Source organism: Microcoleus sp. Pol12B5 (assembly GCF_036701335.1).
Classification (GTDB): Bacteria; Cyanobacteriota; Cyanobacteriia; order Cyanobacteriales; family Microcoleaceae; genus Microcoleus.
Window position 1 is genome coordinate 18,738 of record NZ_JAUBQQ010000053.1, and the last position, 21,877, is coordinate 40,614.

Below are 21,877 nucleotides of genomic sequence, written 5' to 3' on the forward strand. Positions count from 1 at the left end.
GCCGGAATCAGCGAAAAAGCATTAATTTAATATGTTGTGGAACAGGCCGGAAAGTCTGTTCATGAAAATAGTAAAAGATGTGAGTTATAATCTAAAATGATTGTGGCTCAGGGTTTAAATAAAAAATGCAACCCAACACCAGGAGTTTATTATGCACTTGCTACGAGTTCAAGTTCCTGACTTTCGCGGTTTAAAGGACATTGACATCACTTTTGAAAAAGATTTTTTTCCTAAAATTTTTCCGCTGGGAAGTCAAAATGGCGGCGGGAAAAGTACGCTGTTGCAGTTAATTTTTGGGTTGCTGCACTGTTCTGTGGATGACGATAAAAAACCATTTTTACAAAACTTGATACAAGGATTTAAAGTGGCTGAGGGAGAAGATAAAAAAAACTTAGCAATTATTGATATTTGGAATGAAAAAAAAATAGTTCAAATTATTTTTTTTGCTTGCAAAAATTCTTTTCTCAAAAAGTCCGCGTCTTTAAATATTAAAATCAAAAATACAGAAGATATCACTTTTTATCCTGTAACACAATTTAAAGGAATGGAAAAACAAATTGCCGATTTAGAAGCAGTAAATAATAGCTTAACACAGAGTAGTCATCGATTAGATACAATCAAAAACATTGAAGACAATGAACAAAGGTTTGACACGGCTAAAAAAGAATTTATGTGGATTCAACAATTGGTATCAAATTCAAGAGTTTCAGCATTAATATCTGTTGTCAACTCCAAAAAAAATGTATCTATTAAAGAAATTGAAAGGTTTCAAGACGAAATAAAATACAGACTACAAGAAGTTGAAAATAATCTAAATAATTTGAAAAGTACCTATAGAAGCTGTGAGGAAGTTTGGAAAAAGATCGTTGAACATTTAACAGAAAAAAATATGACATATATATGTAACTATTCAAGTGGAAAAAATTCAAATGATCAGCAAAATGAAGCTTTACTCTGTAATTTAATTAATATAGATAGGAAAGAAACCAACGATTTTTTAAACAGACTTTCAGAAAAAATATTTTTAGCAGCTCCCTCCACACAAGTTTTTCTATTCCTAGATAGATCTGCTAGAGAACTATTATTTAAAAGTCATAGTCAGACAAATGAGCATTATTTCGATAAAATTAAAAAATCAAAATCTCAATTAAAAGGATTTTTTACTTATGACTTCCTGGATGTAGATTTACTCATTGAAGCCTTTAAAGCTGCTATAGATAAAGATATTAAAGAAGCTAGAGAAACAGGTAAATATGGTAACAGCTATCAAACCTTAGTAAATGAATTAAGCTTTTTATTAAGCTGTAAAACAATAAATATTGACAAAGACCTTTCGGGAGTAAATTTAAAATTAGAGAAAAATGGTGAAACTATAGAACTATATCCAGAAGATTTAAGTCACGGCGAACTAAAAAGACTCAGCATTTATCTATGGCTCAAGTTCCGCAACATAGAAGATGCTATTGTTTTGATGGATGAAATTGAAATAGCTTTTCATCCAGATTGGCAATATCAAATTATATCAGACCTCAAAGAGTGGACTCCCAGCAATCAATATATTCTAGCAACTCACTCCTACGCATTGTGTGAAGCTTTGACACCAGCTCACGTTAAAGAAATCGAGCCAAAACTGCTCAAACAACAATCTAATATTACAAATGAGTCTTAATCCAGAACAGCTAAAACAACATTGTGAGGCAATTCTTCAATCTCACAGAATTAACAACAGAATTGTGGTGCTATGCGAAGGCCCTATTTCCGATATCGAGGGTAGGCGATCGCCTCAAGCTTATAAAAAAATGGAGGAAATGCCGGATGCCAACTTTTATAAGGCTTGCGTTCCGAGATGGTGGAGAGAAAAGCTGCCACAATTTTTCAACTGTGGCGATCGCGCAAGTGTAATAAATACTTATTTGAAGCTTTTAACATTACACAAACAGGATACCGCTAACTCGTATTTAGAGCCCGATCGACTTTTTGCAATGATAGATTTGGACTTGCACCTGCAAAAGATTGATGATTACCCTTTTCCCGATACAGAAGCAATTTTTTGCGATCTTTACGAAAAATCGGAGGTGCGATCGCAAAATGCAAAACGGCACCGGATATGGATTACAGGGTTAATTCATAAAGAAGCATATTTTCTTACACCTGAGCTTCAATCAATATTTGATGATTATCCTCATCCTCCGATGTATCAGGATAATCCTGTTGAAGTGAATAGTATTTATATGGATATGGCTGATAAAATTAGTAGCGATCCCGACTTGAAGAATAACCTTAACATACAGAGAGCGCTCAATCGCATCAATCATTGTTTAAATTGTGCGGACTTAAATAGATTACAAGATTCATGGAAAACTGAGTTTCAAAATACCTCCGATGAAACGTGCAAGCATCAATTAATTATGGCTTTGCTCACAATTAAAAAAGCTAAGGATTATTGGGGAGAAATCAAGCCACCCGTTGACTGGAGCGGTAACGATCGCCAATTTAGAGACCAACTCTCGTTAAAAATTGGGGAATTTTATTCCCAGCAAAATAGCGATGTTAAGTATCATATTCCTTTTTTTTTCAAAACATTGCATGACTTCGTTTAAATAAAACACATCGATTATAATGTTTCATTTTCTATCCATCAGCATCGCTAGGAAAACCAAATTGATCGGGTAATTCAGCAGAGGTAATTTGCAGAATCTCTAGCAACTTCTTGTATTGAACAGGCGTTAGCTTCGGTACCGATCGCCCGGATTCCCAGTTCCTTACCGTCGCTTCCGTGACTCCAAGTGCTTCTGCTAGCTGCTTTTGAGTCAAAAACCGCTGAACTCTCAGTCGCATTAGGGGCGATCGCTCGGCTCTTTCTGAGATTTCCATAGGCTATTTGTTACTTTATGTTAAAAAATGCACGGTTTTATTAAATACGTTGACGCATACCGTTATTTAATTTACGCTTATAGCAAGAGAGATTACACAGCACCAGCTAAGCCACTTGTGCTTTAGGGGAATTGCTGTCTTTTCTTCAACTTGTTATTGTACGCGGTTTTACCGTTACAAAGCATCAAACCTATCCAAAATTATCAGTCAAAGCTATGTTGCAAGATTCATCATCGAACCAAACATCGCCCAATGTTTTAACCAACCAAACCTTTGAGGGCGATCGCGAAGCAGTCCGTCACGTCATCATCGGTTCGCCGCTGGGGGTACGCCGAACTATCCACCAACTGCACGCATTGCGCTACGAAGAAGCTGTTCGTTGGACTCATCCGATCGCCATTCCCGACAACCGCATCATTATTACACCCGATCAGGGAGAAATCATGAGTCTGTTAGTCAAATTAATCCGCCTGCAATGAAGTCTAAATGTGCGATCGATGTTTCTAGAATTGAGTCAAAAGTGCGATCGCGAATCTCTTCTCGTTCCCCGTGCTAAACTCAACAGATATATCCAAAAACTATTGTGGGGTAGGCATCCTGCCTGCCCGCACAAACTTAACAACTAGCTCGCAATTCAGCTTATGATTGTTATCACCCCCGTCCTAAAACCCGTTAGCCAAATAACGCTTTCTCCCGGTAGTGTCGGAACTATTCCCAATATAACTTGGCTGGAATTTGAGTCGATTTTGCAGGAATTAGGGGAAAAACGAAGGACCAGAATTGCCTACAGCAACAGTACCTTAGAAATTATGGTTCCCTTACTAGAACGCGAAATTCCGAAAGATTTAATTTCCGATATTGTAAAAAATTTACTCAAGTCAGCGGGCAGAAGATATGAACCCTTTGGTTCTACTACTTTCAAACGGGAAGGTGCAGCAGGAGTTGAACCTGATGCTTGCTTTTATATTCTAAATTATCAGCGGATGATTAGCCGCCGCCGACTTTTACCGGACGACCCGCCGCCCGATTTGGCAATTGAGACGGATGTTACTTCTAAAACTAAGATCGATGCCTATAAAATTATTGGAGTTCCAGAAGTATGGGTTTATGACAGCGGCAGACTTCGCATTTATTTGCTGCAAGATGGAGAGTATGTAGAATCGGATATTAGTCCGAATTTTCCAGAAATCGCGATCGCACAACTTATCCCCACTGCGGTAGAACGTGCTTTACAGGTGGGAAGTTGTCAAGCGCTAGAAGAATTTGAAAGTGCGATCCTCTCCGAGGGCTTCGCTAACGGCTAAACTCCTAGGATGCGTTACGCACTTCGCACTTCGCATCCAAAAAATCACACACTTACTGCCAAATTGTCAACCCCTAAAGGTCGATAAATTGTATCTCTTTGCTGATAACTCCGCCCCAAAGAACGAATCGCATTTTGCAAATCTTCGACAGATTGACAACTGCCGCCAACCGCACCGGCCATCGTTGTAATATGCTCTTCCATCAATGTACCGCCGATGTCGTTGCAGCCCCATTTCAGCGCTTCTGTAGCTCCATCTAAACCTAATTTTACCCAACTCGGCTGGTGATTGGAAATCAAATTGCCTAAGAAAATTCTCGATACAGCGGTGAGTAACAATGTATCTGCTAAAATTGGTTGGTCGCGGCCGACTCGACTCCGCAAAGGAGCCGGTGCTTCCTGTCCGACAAATGGTAGTAAAATAAATTCTGTAATGCGTGCCCCATAGTTTTGGTCGATCGCAGCTTGTTGGAGCGATCGCACTTTTTCTAAATGCAAAACCTGCTGTTGGGCCGTCTCAATATGCCCGCAAAGCATCGTACTCGTTGTCGGCAAACCCAGACTGTGAGCAGTTCCCACAATTTCCAGCCAAGTTGCCGAATTTAGTTTTTCCGGGCAAATCACCCGTCGCACAGAATCGTCGAGAACTTCCGCCGCGGTTCCCGGCATCGAACCGACTCCCGCATCCTGCAAAGCCGAAATTACATAGCTGAAACTAAGATTATCTTCTCTGGCAATAAATTCTATTTCTTGCGGCGAAAAAGCGTGCAAGTGCAACTGAGGAAACTTATCCTTAATAGTTTTCACCAATTGTAGATAATAAGGTAAAAATGCGCCGTTCAGCTTAGCTTGAAGATTTAAGCCCCCCTGCATACAAATTTCCGTTGCACCCCGCTGCACTGCATCAGTTGCCTTTTCCTGAATTTGAGCTGCATCTAACCAAAAAGCACCCTCATCTCCCTCGTCGCGGCGGAATGCACAAAAACTGCAATGCTGCTCGCAAATGTTAGTAAAGTTAATATTCCGATTGATAACGTAGGTGACAGTATCCCCTGATTGTCGGCGGCGGAGCAAGTCAGCGGTTGTTTGAATAGAAGCTCGCACGTCTGGATCTCTTTGCTGCAAAAGTACCAAGGCTTCTGCAGCAGAAATGTTATAACCTTGTAAAACTCGATCGAGAATTGCATCCACAGTTTTCTTTTTAACTCAGCTACAGAATTACTGACTAGAATTAAGCCGTTTTTATATTTTAACTAATCAATTATGGAGGAACGATATTTTACAATCTCAAGTGCTACCAAACTATTCTTAACTTTCTGAACACTCAAATTATGGGCAGCTACCAACCAAATCAGGTCTTGCCAGTGCCGTCGGGGCCTTTGCAAATTCCTGCTATACAGACTTTCGGTTCAACTTTTGTAAACGCAGGCACACCACCAATTTATTTTTCCCTGGTAATTCCCACGTACAACGAGCGCAGGAATATCCAGAGTATTGTGGAAAAATTGAGCCAATTGCTTGATGGTATCCTTCCCCGCAACTACGAATTAATTGTAGTCGATGACGACAGCCCCGATCGCACCTGGGAAGTCGCCCTGTCCCTGACACCGGAATATCCGCAATTGCGGGTAATGCGCCGGGAAGAGGAGCGGGGACTTTCCACAGCGGTAATTCGCGGATGGCAGGTCGCTCGCGGTGAGGTTTTGGGCGTCATCGATGCCGACTTGCAGCATCCCCCGGAGACGCTGTTGCAGCTTTTAGCAGAAATTCAGCGGGGAGCAGATTTAGCTGCTGCCAGTCGTCACGTGGGCGAGGGTGGGGTGAGCGACTGGAGCGTTGTCAGGCGATTTTTATCGCGGGGCGCTCAAACCGTGGGGTTGGTGATTCTGCCGGGAGTGGTGGGCCGAGTTTCCGATCCGATGAGTGGCTATTTTATGGTGCGCCGCAGTTGCATAGCCGGCAAAACCATGAATCCTGCTGGTTACAAAATATTGATTGAAGTGCTCGGCAGGGGGGACATCCGCTGGATTGGAGAAGTTGGTTACGTGTTTCAGGAGCGGCAAGAAGGCGAGAGCAAAGTTACCTGGAAACAGTATATTGACTATTTGCGACATTTGCTTCGGTTGCGGCTTGCCCGCTGGCCGATGGGCCGATTCCTGCGGTTTGGCGTGGTTGGTTTCAGCGGTGTGTTTGTCGATATGGGAGTTTTTTGCCTGCTGCGGACTGTCCTTGGTTTGGGGCTGACTCGCAGTGCAATCTTTTCTGCTGAAGTGGCAATTATCAATAATTTCTTGTGGAATGATTTATGGACTTTTCGTGATATTTCTAAGCGGCAGCCTGGAAACCGCCAGCGCTTGAAACGGCTGTTGAAATTTAATGTGATTTGTTTGATTGGCTTGATTATAAATGTGCTGCTGGTGAATCTGCTGTTTAATGTTTTTAAGGTAAACGAATATTGCGCTAAGTTGATTGCGATCGCGACTGTGACTCTGTGGAATTTCTGGATCAATATGAAACTGAGTTGGCGGGTGACGGACGTTCAAAAATAGCTTTTAGTTTGGTTACTTGTTAGTTCTTATTAGAACTGACAACTAACCACTGACAACTGCCAACTGCCAACTGCCTTTAGATGACTGAATTAATGATTAAGAACAAACAACTGTTGTTGCTATTTCTATGGACTGCGATCGCCTTTATTTTGCGCTTTGCCAATTTGGACTTGAAACCGCTGTGGACGGATGAGTTTTCTACTCTAGTGTTTAGTTTGGGCAACAGTTTTCGCGGTGTGCCGATCGATCGCGCGATCGACCTTTCTACATTATTACAACCCCTACAATTGCGCCCCGATGCTGACACCGCCGACGTGCTCCGCAATTTGCTGCTAGAAAGCAACCATCCACCAGTGTATTTTATGCTCGCCCACTGGTGGATGCGACTGTTTGGGCCGACCGAGGATAGTTTAGTTTGGATAGGGCGAGCTCTTCCTGCATTATTGGGCGTGATTTCAGTTCCAGCTATCTACTTTTTGGGGAAATTTGCTTTTAGTTCTCGTTTAGTCGGTCAATGTGCAGCCGCGATGATGGCAGTTTCTCCCTACGGCATTTATCTCGCTCAAGAAGCTCGCCATTACACTTTAGGAATCTTATTAGTTATTGCCTCTCTTTTTTGCCTCATATTAGCCGCAAAAAAGCTGCAACAGCGCGCTCCTCTCCCTATTTGGGCGGTGCTACTTTGGGTAGTTGTTAATTGTTTGGGAATTGCGGCTCACTATTTTTTTACACTGGCTTTGTGTGCGGAAGCAATAGCATTAATTGCTGTAATCTGGCAGCAGTTTAATGGAAATTTGCCAATTGACAACAGCCAGCAGCCTAATATTTGGCAATTTCAAATCCTCTGGCGGTTTTTCGCAGTAGCGATCGGTACTTTAGCTGGCGGTTTAGTTTGGTTGCCGGTATTTTTGTCCAATAAATACGGCAGCGAACTAACTAATTGGATTGTCAGCGGCGATCGCACATTTTTAAATTGGATCGCGCCGATTTTTCAAGCTTTAGCTGGATGGATCACTGTCATCTCTCTGCTGCCGGTGGAATCGCCAAATTTGGCAGTAGTAGTAGCATCGGCGATCGTAATGGCAATATTTTTGATCTGGGCGCTTCCCCTGCTGCGAGGCGCTCTTAAAACTTCCTTAAAAACAACCGATACTCGTTTAGGTACTGTTATTTTCGGCGGATTTGTGCTAGGAGCCATTTTCCTATTTTTCAGCTTTGCATATATTCTCGGAATTGACCTAACTCGCGGCGCACGATACAATTTCGTCTACTTTCCGGGGGTGATATTGCTTTTAGGAGCAACCTTGGCGGTTATTTTTAACACACCTACAGCAAAAAGTCAATCGTTTAATTTACGGGCGATCGAAGTTCCGGGCAAAAAAGCAGTGGTGCTAATTTTAGCAATGGGTTTTTTTAGCGGTGTCACAGTAAATTCCAATCTCGGCTATCGCAAATATTACAAACCCGACCTTTTAATTCCGATTATTCGCGAATTATCGAAAGTTCCCGTGTTAATTGCCACTACTCAAAAAACTCATGTAGAAATAGGAGAGTTGATGGGGATAGGGTGGGAATGGGAAAGAAGTTCGGCAACGGATTTTGTAGGGGATGTAGCTTATGTAACGGATGTAATGAAGAAAGAAGAAGTTAAAGCCTTTGATTCTCCGCTGTTTCTTTTGGCTAATCAGAGAAGGGATGCCCCGGAAATAGCGGCAGGGACACTTGACAAAACACTCAGTCAATTAGAACGTCCGCTTGATTTGTGGTTGGTTAATTTTCGCGCACCTGTCAATCTAGAAGGACAAAAATGTCAGGTTGAATCGCGCGATTTCCCTGCGGTGGATGGGTATGAATATCACGTTTATCATTGTTCCTGATTTGGCGAGCGCCTGCAACTCCGGTCCGATTTTAAAAATATAATACGATCGAGAAGGTAGATAGATAAACAAGTTTATGACTCAAGAAACTACTATTACTAAAGCTATTACCAAATTCAGTGAGAGCTGTAGTAAGTTCAATTTAACTAGGAAATTCCTTTTCTGAAGTATCTGTCTCGAATTTCCACATGCCTCGCTAAGAAACGCTCTAGTTCTAACCTAGACCAACAATCTGTCTCAATACGTTTATTGCTAGCAATACCATCCAGCTTGTCGTAGAGCGTACTATCAATAACGCCGCTAGTCATTACACAGAATCCACCTGCTCCATACTGGTCTACAGTATCGGAAACTTTAATTTTAGTACCTGTGAGCGAACTACTATCCCGAATCAACTTACACTGTACAATCCACTTAACAGTATTTTTACCAATCCGCTCAGGTTTTTGAAATTCTATATCTCTACCCCCATCACGAGATCGAGATTTTCCCATTTTTCGGATGTTACTCGGCTGATGGTAGTATTCGATAATGTCGTAGCAAAGCTGTTCAAACAGTTCATCATCAAGCTCATCCCAAGGACAAGCAATCTCAGTGGGTTTTCCTAGCAGTATTCTTGCTCTCTCTGATAGTTTCGTAATTATATCTAAATACTTTTCTATAACTTCATTTTTAATTCTCCCTATGGAATCCTCGAAAAAAACATACTGAGTAACTTCATCACATACTATTAAAATATTTCCCTCCGTAGACAATAGTAACTTTTCAATAGAGCCAATATTATTATAAAAGTGTCGATATTCTTTAATTCCCGACTGACTTCTTCTGCCTTCACAGTCAATACTTGTAAACCAAACATCTCGCGCACATTCTCGCGCATTATATATGTTATTTAGAGGATAAAGGACTATATTAGCTTTATTAAAAACAATCGGAGCAAGTTTTAATGATGATATCTGTTCTGCCGCTTCTAATGAGGGTAAATTATTCCTGAATCCACCATATTTTTTGAGCAGTTCTTCAACAGGTGCATTGAGCGGAACTATCCAAGCGTTGCTAGAAATATAAAAATCATAACCGACGTTATTACTTGCAAATGAACGCCAGAAACCATAACGCCACTCAGGATGATCGTTGTATAATTTTTTAATAAGTTTATCTCGTTCTTCCTCTTCTTCATCTTCGTATAAATAATCTATTCCTACCACGAAATTAGCCAGGTATGAGTCAGCCAACTCAGGAAAAGAAAGCGGAATTTTTTCTAGATTATCTACAAATAATTCATACATATTTTGGAGTTCAGTATCTAAGTCATCCCAAACTACATCCTCATCAAATGCAGGTAAAATTAAACATAGATATTGAGTTAAACCTATTAAATCTTTAGGTCTAAAAACAAAACAGACTTTAACGGGGAAATTTGTATAGTCCATTTGAAAAGAAATAGGCTGGCAAAACCTAGCTATATTTTCTCCGACAAATAAAGCCCAGAGATAATCGTATGCTAAATCTTGAGGATATTGTGAGAAATTTACTGATTTGCATGGAACTTCCCAAACAATATCTTCTAAAGCATTAACAAGAGTGCTATACAATTGGTTAAAAGTAGAGTGGCTAATCTCTGAAGGTATTAGTCTTAATGCAGTTTTCTTGTTCATTGGATGAATATCTGGTAAAAGGTCAACGTCTAGGTGAGTTGGTACTCGCGATGTAATTAAAATAAGTTCCTTGGCATTTAAGTTGATTTCAATCTTGTCTGACACTATCGGGCACGCCCACGGCCGAAATACCCGATATCGCCTTTAAGTTTTGACACCGAATCAACTCATTAAAATCCAAACTGCGCTTTTCAATTTGCGCCACAGCCTCGATCGCCCCAAGCAAATGTCCGGCCGCTTCCGCTTCGTTGTAACCACGCCTTCCCGCTACTCTAATCGCCCCTTCATCAGCATCTAACTCTACTTGGGAACTGCGGTTGTCGCGCCAAATTCGAGTCATGGCGAGTCCCGTCAAACCGCCCGCGATCGCAGTGCCGATCGCATCTCCCTGCAACAATTCTACAACAGTCCCGACAATTCCCGCCAGAGCCGCACCTTGATAAATATCCGGTTTAAACCACTTAACACTGCACAGAAAACTTACATTCCGCAATAGCAGTAAATCCCGCTGCGGCTTAGATAGCAGCCGCCACAAATCAAAATTAATATAAATCGGGCGAGATTGATTCCAAGGCAAAGGAAAATCGCAGTCAATTACCGTTGATTGTTGTGGCTTATTAATAATTTTACACATCATGCGGCCGGAAGCGGGCATCACATCTAACAGGCGGCTAATTTCAGGTTGGGGATTCATAAGTTTTAGGGTAATTGGTAATTTGTAATTGCATCTGCATAAAAAACAATAATATCGATCAGCGGCTTGTAAGGGAGGTTTACCTACAATATTTGTCGATACTTGACAATCTCTCAAACCCGCCCAACGGTAACTCCCCGCCTACATTTCTCTCTGTATGAAATGGTTTCACATACAATAATTGTCGATCATTGAGGATGTGTAACACCTGCCCAAAACAGTAAGTTGCCTCTTACAGTTATATTTTCGCATTTGATCGAAATCAAAGTTGATGTAGGTTATTCGTTGTGTGGGGGCTGGTTTATGTAGATTTTTGACGGGAGTTAAATATTGTGTGTGAAACCAGCCCCTACGAGTTCTTAGAAGATAATTAAGGGTTTTTCTTGGATGCGGGAGAGGGAGATTCTTGATCTCTGGGAGTCGCTTTTTCGGCGTTGGGCGAAGGCTTCGGGCTGGCAATTGCTGGGGCAACTGACGGCTTTGAATTCGCGGTTGGGGAGGAAAGCGGTTTTGGAGAAACTGGTGCGGCTAACGGGGCCGCAGGAGCTGTTTGAGCGCCTAAAATGCTGGCGTCTCCGGTGTCAAAGGTGCCGGCGATGCAAGCGATCATCATTGTCGCTAAGGTGCCGACAAATAATGCTTTCCAACCGAGTTCGGAAATGTCTTTGCGGCGGGATGGAATTAGGGCGATTGTGCCACCGACAAATATGCCGACGGAGGCGAGGTGGGCGAAGCCGGAAAGGGCGTAACTGACAATCAAAACTGTTCGATCGCTCACGAGTCCTTTTGCCCCCGCTTCTGCTAAACTTTGATAGGGCGGAATGGCTGTTTCTAACAGCCGGCGACCGATAATTACTGACGCTTGCCAAGAGTCCTCTAATGGAACTCCTGTTAATAGCGTCAGGGGATAAAATAAGACTCCCATAATGTTGGCTAAGGTGACAACTTTGAACAAGTCACCAATTGGACTTGGCAAAATTGCCAGCCAGCCAAAAAATTGATTAATTAAGGAAACTAAGCCTAAGATTAAAATCAAAACAGCGGCAATGGCTACCGCCATTTTTACACCGTCCAATGCACCAATTATCGCTGCATCCAAAGGGCTGACTCGTTCGATGGGTTCTCCCCCAACTGTCTCTTGTTTGAATTCTTCGCGATCCATTTCGGAAATTTCTTCCCCCACAAACTCGCGGCCTTGAGGCTTCGGTTCTTCCTTGGGAATGCCACCCATTGTCACGGGCAAGCCTGTTTCGGGTACTAAGATTTTGGAGAGGACAAAACAAGCGGGAATGGCGATAATTGAGGCTGAAACTAAATGCCCTAAAATATTGGGAAAAACTGGCTTTAGAAAACTAACGTAAATTGCTAAAGTTGAAGAAGCGGCAGTCCCAAAACAGCAAGAGAGGATTGCACAAATTTCGGAACGAGTCATTGTCGGCAAATAAGGCTTGACGACAATTGCCGCTTCAATTCCTACGAAAATATTAGCCGCACCGCTGAGGGCTTCCGCACCGCTCAACCGCATTGTCATATAAAAGATTTTGGCAAAAAGTTCGGTGATAATTTGAATCACACCGATGTTGTATAGCAAGGCCATGAGACCCGAAAAAAAGATGACTGTCGGTAAAGCTCGAAAGGCAAAAATATATCCTAAATTAACTGTCGGCTCTTTACCAGGTATGGGTACAACATTGCTCCCGAATACAAACCTCGCTCCAGCGTCAGCAGCGGTGAATACTCCATCCAGTAAGCTAGTAAACCATTCTAAAGCGATGCGAGTTGGGGGGAACAGGAATACTAAAAATCCTAAGACTAATTGTAGGCCAATGCCCCAGATGATGACGCGCCAAGGTATATACTTCGACTGTCGGTTTTCTGAAAAAACCCAGGCGATCGCACACAAGCCAAAGATGCCCAGAAACGAGATAAGATTGTAGATAGACATGAGCCTAGTCCTTGAAATAGTTGAGAATGCCGATCGACGGTTTGCACCACATCAGTTATACTATTCATCTGACGGCAAATGCTAAAAAAAATAACGGGCAGATAAATTACGCACTCAACAGCGTACTGATGTCATTGCTTAGGTCATTCCGAACTCTGCGGATCTTTAGCAAGCCTTGATTTGCCGTAATTACCAGCAGTTTAGATAGAAACTCTAACACATGGAAGCTTTTGCTCCACATCCTCCTGAATGGACTGCGACGGCGGTTCACGCTAATGAGTTTTGCTGTCCCAAGTGTGGCGCTAGCTGCACGGATGCCGCTGAGGTCTGGATTAATCGCCGATCGCCAGTATACACCGAGTTCAACCGCCGTAAGTGGCAAGAATTTTACCGCTGCCAGTGCGATTCCGTGTGGTGGGCCTGGAGTAACGATAGGCCTCCTTCTGAACTTGTGCGTCGTGATCAGAGCTCAGATGACAGCTCAGATGACGGCCCGGATGATGATTTTTAGAACGGTGACAGAATTTTCGCTTTTCGCTTTTCGATTTTATTTAAAATTAGGGTAAGGTGCGCCTGGTCGCACCCTACATTGAGATATGTTAGCGCTAGTTATCAACTAATTCATCACGTCAAGTATTCCCTTGACTACGCCTTCCATGACTCTTTCAATTAAGCTCAATTCATTTTCGCCGATCGACTCATTTAAGAGCATTGACTGAATTCGCTGTCTGTCATCGCGAGTCAGTTCGCCTGACGAAAATATCCGCTCTACTATTTGTTCAGTTAGAAATGGGAAAGCTGGAGTTTGCATGGTTGGTCTCTAAAAGCATCAATATTTTGTTTTTAACTTTATTAGAGGAGCCAGTTATTGTGTGGGTTTTTACTTTACCACCCAATCCGTGCTCTAATCCTATGACTCTGGGGGGATTTTGTCAATACACTTGTTACAGATCAATACAAAATTTGCCTTAAATTTCCGACATTCTGGCAACGGGTGGTTTTGGAGTGCGATCGACCCCCGGTGGTTGCGGTGTTCGATCGACTTTTTTAAGTTTATTGGCACTTTTGCGGAACATTACAGCTCAAAAAAAATCAAAACGAGAAGAGATTAAAATTGGTAATGGAGAATTGGCTTTTCTAAATTCCCTCTTCCTTCCGGCTAATGACTAATGACTAAGAACTAATGACTAATAGCTTCCTCCAATGACCTATTTTCGTTCTGCTCTAATTTTGACATTAGGTTTTGGGCTGCTACCGCTAGCAGTGCGATCGCAACCTGTGGTTCCCGCTACTGACGGCACGAATACTGTTGTTCAGTCCGAGCAAAACCGCACAGACATTAGTGGCGGACAACTGTCAGGAAACGGGGCAAATCTGTTTCACAGCTTCAGTCAATTTAATCTCAGAGAAGGTCAAATTGCTAATTTTCTAACTAATCCAAATATTCAAAATATTTTAGGGCGGATTGCCGGCGACAATGCTTCCGTCATTAACGGTCTGATTTCTGTAAGTGGCGGTAACTCCAATTTATTATTAATGAATCCGGCGGGAATTATCTTCGGCCAAAATGCTAGATTAAACGTGCCGGGGTCTTTTTTCGCCACAACTGCTACAGGTATTGGCTTCGGCGATCGCTGGTTCAATTCTGCCGGAATCAATGATTACAAAGCTTTACTGGGAAATCCCAATCAATTTAATTTTAATAACTCACAAGTTGGTGCAATTGTCAATGCAGGAAACTTGGCAGTTGGTAGCGGGCAAAGTTTAACTTTGCTCGGTGGCACAGTTATTAATACAGGACAATTATCGGCTCCAGGCGGTCAAATTACTGTGGCTGCTGTTCCGGGAGAAAATGCAGTCCGTATCAGTCAAGCTGGCAATGTATTAAGTTTAGAAATTACTCCGTCTTTGCAGTCAGAAAACTCGGCGATCGCCCCGGTTTCTTTGCCTCAGTTGCTGACGGGCTCCGGCTTAGCGTCAGCCACAGGTTTAACGACTAACGAACAAGGTCAATTGGTACTGATTGGCGGCCAAACAGTGCCCGCAGTTGCCGGAAGTGCGATCGTCTCCGGTTCTGTAAATGTATTTGGCCCTTCTGGGAATGCTGGCGGCACAGTCAATATTTTAGGAGAAAAAGTCGGACTCTTCGGCGCAAATATCGATGCTTCCGGGACAGACGGCGGAGGTACTGTGCGCGTCGGAGGCGGTTTCCAGGGGATGGAACCAGTGCCAAACGCCCAGGTAACTTATGTTAGTCCTGATTCTACGATCGCAGCAAACGCGATCGACCGCGGCAATGGCGGCACTGCGGTAATTTGGTCAGACAATACAACTCGCTTCTTGGGCAATATTAGTGCTCGCGGGGGCACTGCCGCAGGTAACGGCGGCAGAGTAGAAGTTTCCGGCAAAAATGCTTTAACTTTCCAAGGAGAGGTCGATACCCGCGCGACTAACGGTGCGATCGGCAACCTGTGGCTTGATCCGGCAAATATTACGATCGTCAGCGGTAACGGCGACACCAGCGCGCCATCTGGCGGGGAACTCGCATCGGCACCTGAACCCAATGAAACATCGATCTCAGAAGTACAGTTGGAACAGATGGCAGTCGGCAGCAACGTGGTTATAGAAACCCCCGGCTACATCACCCTCCAAGACTTACCCGATAACCAACTTTCCCTGCAAGCAAGAACGGGAGACACCGTAACATTTAGATCAGGCGGAGTGTTTGTTGTCAATGATCCCAAGGATTTAATCGAGACTCAAGGTGGCAACATCAACATTTTCGCCAGCAGCATCTCTCTGGGCGGACTTAATGCCAACGGTGGCAATATCGCTATCACTGGTAACGGCATTGACTTCAGAGGCGGCAGCAATTCTATCAGCAGTGCAGGGGGAACAATTCGCTTGCAACCCAACGATAGCCGAGCAATCCGGATCGGTGGTACCGGCGATATTTTGGGCATTTTGGACTTGACGGCAAGGGATCTCGGCGCTTTGGCGGGGGATTTCGGCTCGATCGCGATCGGGCGCGAAAACGGTAACAGCTCCTCGATCGCGATCGTCGCACCCATTACCTTCAACAGCCCGCTGACACTTCAAGGCAGCTCGATCAGGATCGACAATCCCCTGAACACAAGCGGCAGCGCTAGCTTGACTCTCGACGCCCCCCAAACTGATCTCAGCGCCAACATTACGATATCCGGCGGCGATCTGACTTTTACAGGAAACGCATCCCTCAATGCTGACGTGGCTTTAAGCACGGAAGTTACCGGCAACATTCTGTTCTCCGGTAGCCTAGACGGATCTCACGCCTTAAGACTAGACGCTGGACGAGTGCTGTTCGGCGCTACAGTTGGTCAAGCTGCACCGCTGGCGAGTTTGAATGTCAACGCCGGCCGTAGCGAGGTTTCGGGCAATATTGCGACATCTGGCGACATAACTTTCAATAGTAACGTCACAGTCGATCACAGCGCCACCCTAGCCGCCACTACCGGCAATATCACTTTTGCCAATACCCTCGACAGCACGCCGGGCCGGGCTAATAATTTGACACTGCGCGCTGGTGGCAACATTACTTTTGATGGCAGAGTCGGTCAAACTCAGAGGTTGGGCCAGCTCTCGGCCGATGCTGCTAGCGTGAGGGCTGCTTCCACAATTACAGCACGAAGTTTGAGCGTTAACGCGCGAGATGCCGTTACCTTCGGGGGGGACACCACGGCCGCTTTGGGAGCCGATATCAAGGCAGAAAACGTCCTTCTAGAGGGTAATTTAAGGACGGATGGCGGCAGCGTGAATCTGCAAGGAAGCGGGGAGGTGCGGACTGGTAATATTACCTCGAATGGTGGGAGGATTCGGGTTGAGGGGAATACTGTTGCTGCGGGTGCGATCGACTCGTCATCGGCGGGCACAGGAGGCGCGATCGCTCTCCAAACCAATGCTGGGCCTTTAACTGCCGGAGCTTTGAACGCTTCGGGGGCTATCGGCGGAAATATTGATGTCACCTCGAAAGCGGGCATTTCGGCTCTAGATATCAACTCCAGCGGCACTTCAAACGGCAACGGCGGGGGCGTTTCCCTGAACGCGACTGATAACATTCAGTTGGGCTTTATCAATGCTCAAGGTGGTACTGGTGGCACTGGTGGCAGCGTTGATGTGACAACCCTCGGTTTGTTTCGCTCGAACAATGTTTTCAACGATATATCGGGCAATTCTTCGAGTATTTCTACTGCCGGAGGTGCGGGGGCGGGGGCGATCGCAATTCGCCACGGAGGCGCTATCGATCAACCGTTTGTAGTTGGCGGCGCGATCGACAATGGAACCCTGGGAAGCATTAATGCTGGCGCGGGAAACGCCATTTTGCCCACTTTTTCTTTTGGACAAACTTACACCCAAGGAAGTTTACCAAATCAGATTTCCCTAATTACACCGGCCGCGCCCTCTACTCCTGCACCAATTCCCGAAACAATTCCCGAACCAATTCCCGAACCAATTCCCGAACCAATTCCCGCACCGCCTGTAGTGCCAGTAGTCCCCGTAAATCCAGATCCGGCGCTGTCACTTCCTGCATCTGTGCAAGTAGAATTGCGATCGCAAAGTCCATACAAAACTCCCGAAATTAGCCCGGATATTTTCGCTCCTTCTCGCAGATTAGATGGGGCTGGTTCGGGAGTTTTAGAGTTTGAGCAAACCTTTACTCGCGAGTACGAAAAATATCTGGACTTGCCCGCAAGAAGACCGATTAGTAATATGTCGGTAATTTACGAAAATCTTCGCAAAAATGAACAAATTACCGGGATAAAATCTGCGATTATTTATATGAATTGGGTCAGCAGAGCGGATGCACGCGCGGCTAAAGAAAATGGTTCGGTGCTGGTGGCTAGTCAGGATTTATCTAATCTATTACCTGTGAGAAAAAACCTCGCATCCCAGCCTCCTCATCCTTTAGAAGATAAGTTTGCCCAGAGGTTGCCGCCGGATGGCAAAGAAGTTTCCGATGTTCCTAATGGGGAGTATTTAGAATTAGTGTTAGTAACAGCTAACGCTCAACCCCAGCGCGTTTTAATTCCGGCGACAACGCGCTGGCAGGTGTTGCAACTAGCCGACGCCCTGCAAAGCGAAATAACTAATCCCCGAAAAAGAAGCAGCCTTAGTTATTTGGATACCGCGCAAAAACTTTATCGGTGGTTAATTGCGCCAGTTGCTGCAGAATTGACAGCTTTAAAAATTGACAATTTAATTGTAATTCCGGCAGCCGGTTTGCGGAGCGTGCCGTTTGCGGCTCTTCACGACGGCAAAGGCTTTTTAGTTGAGAAATACAGCATTAGCGTGATGCCGAGTCTGAGTTTAACTGATACTCGCTACGACAATATTGCGGATGATGAAGTTTTGGCAATGGGGGCGTCGGTATTTGAAGATAAAGCGCCATTACCAGCGGTACCGGTGGAGTTAGAGTCGATCGCGCCGCCCGATCGGGGAAAATCATTTTTGAATCAAGATTTTACTCTCGGAAATTTGCAAGCTCAGCGAGCAAATCGACCTTTTGGTATCATTCACTTAGCAACTCACAGCGAATTCCAGCCCGGAGAACCGAAAAATTCTTACATTCAGTTGTGGGATACTAAATTACGTATCGATCAAATGCGGCAGTTGCGATGGAATGAACCGCCGGTGAATCTGTTAGTTTTAAGCGCGTGCAGTACCGCTTTGGGCGACGAAGATGCGGAGTTAGGGTTTGCGGGTTTGGCGGTAGCTAGCGGTGCTAAATCGGCTTTGGCGAGTTTGTGGGAAGTCAGCGATGAGGGGACTTTGGGGCTGATGACTGAGTTTTATCGGCAGTTGCGAACCCCCAGACGCGGTGGCAATTTGATGATTAAAGCGGAGGCTTTGCGGCGCGCGCAATTGGAGATGCTGCGGGGGCGCGTGCGGATTCAAGACGGGATGCTGCGAGTCGATGGGCTTTCTGAAAGTCTAATTTTGCCTCCTGAAATTGCTGCGCGGGGCGATCGCGTGCTTTTGCATCCTTATTATTGGGCCGCCTTTACAATGATTGGTAATCCTTGGTAATGAAGATGTTGAATGAAGAAGGAAAAAGAGCCGGTTTGCACTCGCTTTCATTGCATGGTGATTCGCCCTATTTATACTCTAATTATGCAACTCCCACATCTGCTATGAAGACCAAGGGCGATCGCACTTCACTCTGTTTTGCCGCATTTTGCAGGAAACTGGGGAGCGATCGCACTCCTGACCGGAACGTTTAGCCGTCTTATTTTTAAGAAATGTTAATAAACAATAACTTTTCTTTTTAAACTTAAGTTTTTATTAAATTTTCGGATATTATTATGTATTAGATAATACATATACTTAATTAATTAACAATTGCTAAAAAAATAATTGAGTATTAATACTGACAAGAGGATGTAAGAATGATTAACTTACCGGGCTACGACATTACCAACCAAATCCATGAAAGTAATAATTCTTTAGTTTACCGGGGACTGAGAAAGCAAGACAACCAACTGGTAATTATCAAATTTCTCAAACAAGATTATCCGATGCCAGCTTCGTTAGTCAGATACAAGCAGGAATACGAAATTACACACAATCTTCACCTAGAAAGTGTGCCTAAAACCTACAGTTTAGAAAGATACCATAACAGTTTGGCTATCATTTTCGAGGATTGTGGTGGAGACTCATTAAAGCTCTTGTTGGCTTCTCATCAACTTACCTTAGAAGAGTTTTTATTAACAGCTATTAAAATAACCAGGGCTTTAGGTGAAATTCATAGACATAAAATTATTCATAAAGATATCAATCCCAGCAATATTATTATTAACTCAAGCACAGGGCGAGTTCAAATTATAGATTTTGGCATCTCTACAGTTTTAAAGCGCGAAAATCCTAGCCTGAAAAATCCTAATGTTTTAGAAGGCACTCTTAGCTATATATCGCCGGAACAAACAGGCAGAATGAACCGATCGATCGACTATCGCACTGATTTTTACTCATTAGGAGTCACTTTTTACGAACTGCTAACGCGGCAATTGCCATGGGATTACAGCGATGCAATGGAATTAATCCACTGTCACATTGCCAAACAAGCAGTACCGCCCCATCAAATCAATCGAGAAATTCCTAAAGCTGTTTCTGATATTGTGATGAAGCTATTAGCGAAAACTGCTGAAGCCAGATATCAAAGCCCTTGGGGAATTATCGCTGACTTAGAAGAATGCCTAGAACAATTAAAAACTATGGCAGGAATTGCAGATTTTGCGATCGCCCAAAAAGATATTACAGATAAGTTTCAAATCCCTCAAAAACTCTACGGCAGAGAAACAGAAGTTGAAACCTTATTAGCAGCCTTTGAGCGAGTCAGCAGAGGCAGCACCGAAATGATGCTAGTATCCGGTTACTCTGGCATTGGAAAATCCGCCTTAGTACAAGAAGTTTATAAACCAATTACTAAAGCCAGAGGTTATTTTATTGCCGGAAAATTCGACCAATTTCAACGAAATATTCCTTACGCCGCCGTTGTCAAAGCCTTTCAATCATTAGTCAAGCAACTCTTAACAGAAAGCGAAAATCAACTCAATAGCTGGAAAGAAAAAATATTAGCTGCTGTTGGCGCTAATAGTCAAATCATTGTCGATGTCATTCCCGAAGTAGAATTAATCATTGGCCCACAGCCAGCCGTACAAGAATTAGGCACTACAGAAGCACAGAACCGCTTTAATTTAGTCTTTCAAAAATTCATCCGCGTCTTTTGTTCAGTTGACTATCCCTTAGTCATCTTTCTCGACGATTTACAATGGGCTGATGCCGCCACGTTGAAACTGCTACAAGTAATGATAGCAGATGAGCAAACCAACTATCTATTTCTAATTGGTGCTTATCGAGACAACGAAGTTAACCCATCTCATCCTTTAATGATGACTTTGGACGAGCTGCAAAATCAAGGTGCAAGAATCGAGCGAATTACTTTAGCTCCCTTACACCTTCACCAGATAGCTAACTTAATTGCTGATACCCTGCGTAAAGACACAAAATCAGCACTCCCCCTAGCCGAGTTAGTGCTCAATAAAACTCAAGGTAATCCTTTCTTTGTCAATCAGTTTCTCAAAACTCTCTATCAAGAAAACCTGCTGAAATTCAACTTTCAAAAAAGAAACTGGGATTGGAATATATCAGAAATTGAATCAGTAGGTATTACTGATAACGTCATTGAATTGATGCTAGGAAAATTGAAAAGACTGCCCGCATCAACTCAGCAAGTTTTGCGTTTGGCTGCTTGCGTGGGTAATAGTTTTGACTTAAACACTCTTTCAATTATTAACGAAAAATCTTGGGGAACCACCTTTCAAGAACTATTGCCCGCCATCCAAGAGGGCTTAATCTTAACTACTTCTGAGTTAGGTGCTACCGAATCAGAAATAATTAACTCAGACTTAGTAATTACTACTTATAAATTTTTGCATGACCGCGTGCAGCAGTCCGGTTACGCATTGATTGACTCAAAACTGCAAACCGCAATTCACCTACAAATTGGTCGTCTATTACTAGCAAATATTTCTCCTGAGCGACGAGCCGAAAGAATTTTTGAAATTGCTGATCATTTGAATTCGGGTCGGACTTTAATCATTGATGAGCACGAGAAAATTGAACTAGCTATTTTAAATTTAACAGCAGCTCGCAAAGCCAAAGATGCAACGGCTTATGCTGCTGCCAGAGACTACTTAAAATTCGGTCGAGAAATTTTGCCGGGCGATATTTGGCAAGACTCCTACGAACTAGCTTTTACCTTTCATAAGGAGCTGGCAGAAGCCGAATATTTAAACGGCAATTTTGAAGAATCAGAAGCTTTAATAGAAGTGGCATTTGCTCAGGCAAAATCTGAGCTAGAAAAGGCCGAAATATACAACATTTTGATCGTGCAGTACACTCTGCTGAGTAAATATGAAGCAGCAGTTCAATCGGGATTAAA

At 43.6% G+C, this 21,877-nt stretch carries 16 protein-coding genes; 10 read left to right on the plus strand and 6 right to left on the minus strand.

Annotated elements, in window-relative coordinates; all coding sequences use genetic code 11:
- Positions 1 to 151 precede the first annotated feature (151 nt).
- Together QUA24_RS19845 and QUA24_RS19850 are read left to right on the plus strand one after the other, a co-directional pair.
- Entirely contained in the window at positions 152 to 1,669 is a 1,518-nt protein-coding gene (locus tag QUA24_RS19845) for an AAA family ATPase (RefSeq protein WP_333231482.1), read from the plus strand.
- Positions 1,659 to 2,600, plus strand: a complete 942-nt coding sequence (locus QUA24_RS19850; RefSeq protein WP_333231484.1) for a hypothetical protein — start codon at positions 1,659 to 1,661, stop codon at positions 2,598 to 2,600. Before QUA24_RS19845 ends, QUA24_RS19850 begins: the two co-directional genes overlap by 11 nt.
- A gap of 31 nt (positions 2,601 to 2,631) precedes the next feature.
- On the opposite strand, the gene QUA24_RS19855 is transcribed toward QUA24_RS19850, so the two are convergent.
- Positions 2,632 to 2,874 carry a helix-turn-helix transcriptional regulator gene (locus QUA24_RS19855; protein WP_333231486.1) on the minus strand — a complete coding sequence of 81 codons (243 nt, stop codon included), beginning with the start codon at positions 2,872 to 2,874 and terminating at the stop codon, positions 2,632 to 2,634.
- 215 nt (positions 2,875 to 3,089) lie between these two features.
- On the opposite strand from QUA24_RS19855, the gene QUA24_RS19860 reads away from it, so the two are divergent.
- Complete coding sequence (locus tag QUA24_RS19860) at positions 3,090 to 3,353, plus strand: hypothetical protein (protein WP_172186722.1); 264 nt, start codon at positions 3,090 to 3,092, stop codon at positions 3,351 to 3,353.
- A gap of 162 nt (positions 3,354 to 3,515) precedes the next feature.
- Positions 3,516 to 4,178, plus strand: coding sequence for a Uma2 family endonuclease (locus tag QUA24_RS19865; protein WP_333231487.1), 663 nt, complete (start codon positions 3,516 to 3,518; stop codon positions 4,176 to 4,178).
- A gap of 44 nt (positions 4,179 to 4,222) precedes the next feature.
- Here the strand turns inward: QUA24_RS19865 and cofH are convergent, their stop codons facing one another.
- Positions 4,223 to 5,368, minus strand: a complete 1,146-nt coding sequence (gene cofH, locus QUA24_RS19870) for a 7,8-didemethyl-8-hydroxy-5-deazariboflavin synthase subunit CofH (protein ID WP_333231489.1) — start codon at positions 5,366 to 5,368, stop codon at positions 4,223 to 4,225.
- A gap of 140 nt (positions 5,369 to 5,508) precedes the next feature.
- On the opposite strand from cofH, the gene QUA24_RS19875 reads away from it, so the two are divergent.
- Both QUA24_RS19875 and QUA24_RS19880 read left to right on the plus strand, forming a co-directional pair.
- Positions 5,509 to 6,726, plus strand: coding sequence for a glycosyltransferase (locus QUA24_RS19875; protein ID WP_333231491.1), 1,218 nt, complete (start codon positions 5,509 to 5,511; stop codon positions 6,724 to 6,726).
- 80 nt (positions 6,727 to 6,806) lie between these two features.
- Complete coding sequence (locus tag QUA24_RS19880; RefSeq protein WP_333231493.1) at positions 6,807 to 8,603, plus strand: glycosyltransferase family 39 protein; 1,797 nt, start codon at positions 6,807 to 6,809, stop codon at positions 8,601 to 8,603.
- A 146-nt stretch (positions 8,604 to 8,749) separates the two neighbouring features.
- On the opposite strand, the gene QUA24_RS19885 is transcribed toward QUA24_RS19880, so the two are convergent.
- The 3 genes from QUA24_RS19885 to QUA24_RS19895 all read right to left on the minus strand — a co-directional run bounded on the left by QUA24_RS19885 (position 8,750) and on the right by QUA24_RS19895 (position 12,900).
- Positions 8,750 to 10,366, minus strand: a complete 1,617-nt coding sequence (locus tag QUA24_RS19885) for a hypothetical protein (RefSeq protein WP_333231495.1) — start codon at positions 10,364 to 10,366, stop codon at positions 8,750 to 8,752.
- Positions 10,350 to 10,955 (minus strand): DUF3318 domain-containing protein, encoded by a 606-nt coding sequence (locus QUA24_RS19890; RefSeq protein WP_333231497.1) that lies wholly within the window; start codon positions 10,953 to 10,955, stop codon positions 10,350 to 10,352. The genes QUA24_RS19885 and QUA24_RS19890 overlap by 17 nt, the downstream gene beginning before the upstream one ends.
- 370 nt (positions 10,956 to 11,325) lie before the next feature.
- Positions 11,326 to 12,900, minus strand: coding sequence for a nucleoside transporter C-terminal domain-containing protein (locus tag QUA24_RS19895; RefSeq protein ID WP_333231499.1), 1,575 nt, complete (start codon positions 12,898 to 12,900; stop codon positions 11,326 to 11,328).
- Positions 12,901 to 13,120: 220 nt separating this feature from the next.
- Here QUA24_RS19895 and QUA24_RS19900 point away from each other — a divergent pair, with 220 nt between their 5' ends.
- The gene (locus QUA24_RS19900) at positions 13,121 to 13,411 is read left to right on the plus strand and encodes a hypothetical protein (protein WP_333231501.1); all 291 of its coding nucleotides are present in this window, start codon (positions 13,121 to 13,123) and stop codon (positions 13,409 to 13,411) included.
- Between the two features lie 105 nt (positions 13,412 to 13,516).
- Here QUA24_RS19900 and QUA24_RS19905 read toward each other — a convergent pair whose 3' ends face one another.
- Positions 13,517 to 13,711, minus strand: coding sequence for a hypothetical protein (locus tag QUA24_RS19905; RefSeq protein WP_333162645.1), 195 nt, complete (start codon positions 13,709 to 13,711; stop codon positions 13,517 to 13,519).
- Between the two features lie 392 nt (positions 13,712 to 14,103).
- Between QUA24_RS19905 and QUA24_RS19910 the strand changes: the two genes are divergently transcribed.
- From QUA24_RS19910 to QUA24_RS19920, 3 genes are all read left to right on the plus strand, one after another.
- On the plus strand, positions 14,104 to 18,963 hold the full coding sequence (locus tag QUA24_RS19910; protein ID WP_333231503.1) for a CHAT domain-containing protein: 4,860 nt from the start codon (positions 14,104 to 14,106) through the stop codon (positions 18,961 to 18,963).
- A gap of 5 nt (positions 18,964 to 18,968) precedes the next feature.
- Positions 18,969 to 19,157, plus strand: coding sequence for a hypothetical protein (locus QUA24_RS19915; protein WP_333231505.1), 189 nt, complete (start codon positions 18,969 to 18,971; stop codon positions 19,155 to 19,157).
- 165 nt (positions 19,158 to 19,322) lie between these two features.
- A partial coding sequence (locus QUA24_RS19920) for a serine/threonine-protein kinase PknK (RefSeq protein WP_333231507.1) occupies positions 19,323 to 21,877 on the plus strand: 2,555 nt, incomplete at its 3' end.

Coding starts and splice junctions, on each gene's coding strand:
- QUA24_RS19845 (WP_333231482.1), top strand. CDS start 152: ATGCACTTGCTACGAGTTCAAGTTCCTGACTTTCGCGGTTTAAAGGAC.
- QUA24_RS19850 (WP_333231484.1), top strand. CDS start 1,659: ATGAGTCTTAATCCAGAACAGCTAAAACAACATTGTGAGGCAATTCTT.
- QUA24_RS19855 (WP_333231486.1), bottom strand. CDS start 2,874: ATGGAAATCTCAGAAAGAGCCGAGCGATCGCCCCTAATGCGACTGAGA.
- QUA24_RS19860 (WP_172186722.1), top strand. CDS start 3,090: ATGTTGCAAGATTCATCATCGAACCAAACATCGCCCAATGTTTTAACC.
- QUA24_RS19865 (WP_333231487.1), top strand. CDS start 3,516: ATGATTGTTATCACCCCCGTCCTAAAACCCGTTAGCCAAATAACGCTT.
- QUA24_RS19875 (WP_333231491.1), top strand. CDS start 5,509: ATGGGCAGCTACCAACCAAATCAGGTCTTGCCAGTGCCGTCGGGGCCT.
- QUA24_RS19880 (WP_333231493.1), top strand. CDS start 6,807: ATGACTGAATTAATGATTAAGAACAAACAACTGTTGTTGCTATTTCTA.
- QUA24_RS19890 (WP_333231497.1), bottom strand. CDS start 10,955: ATGAATCCCCAACCTGAAATTAGCCGCCTGTTAGATGTGATGCCCGCT.
- QUA24_RS19895 (WP_333231499.1), bottom strand. CDS start 12,900: ATGTCTATCTACAATCTTATCTCGTTTCTGGGCATCTTTGGCTTGTGT.
- QUA24_RS19900 (WP_333231501.1), top strand. CDS start 13,121: ATGGAAGCTTTTGCTCCACATCCTCCTGAATGGACTGCGACGGCGGTT.
- QUA24_RS19905 (WP_333162645.1), bottom strand. CDS start 13,711: ATGCAAACTCCAGCTTTCCCATTTCTAACTGAACAAATAGTAGAGCGG.
- QUA24_RS19910 (WP_333231503.1), top strand. CDS start 14,104: ATGACCTATTTTCGTTCTGCTCTAATTTTGACATTAGGTTTTGGGCTG.
- QUA24_RS19915 (WP_333231505.1), top strand. CDS start 18,969: ATGTTGAATGAAGAAGGAAAAAGAGCCGGTTTGCACTCGCTTTCATTG.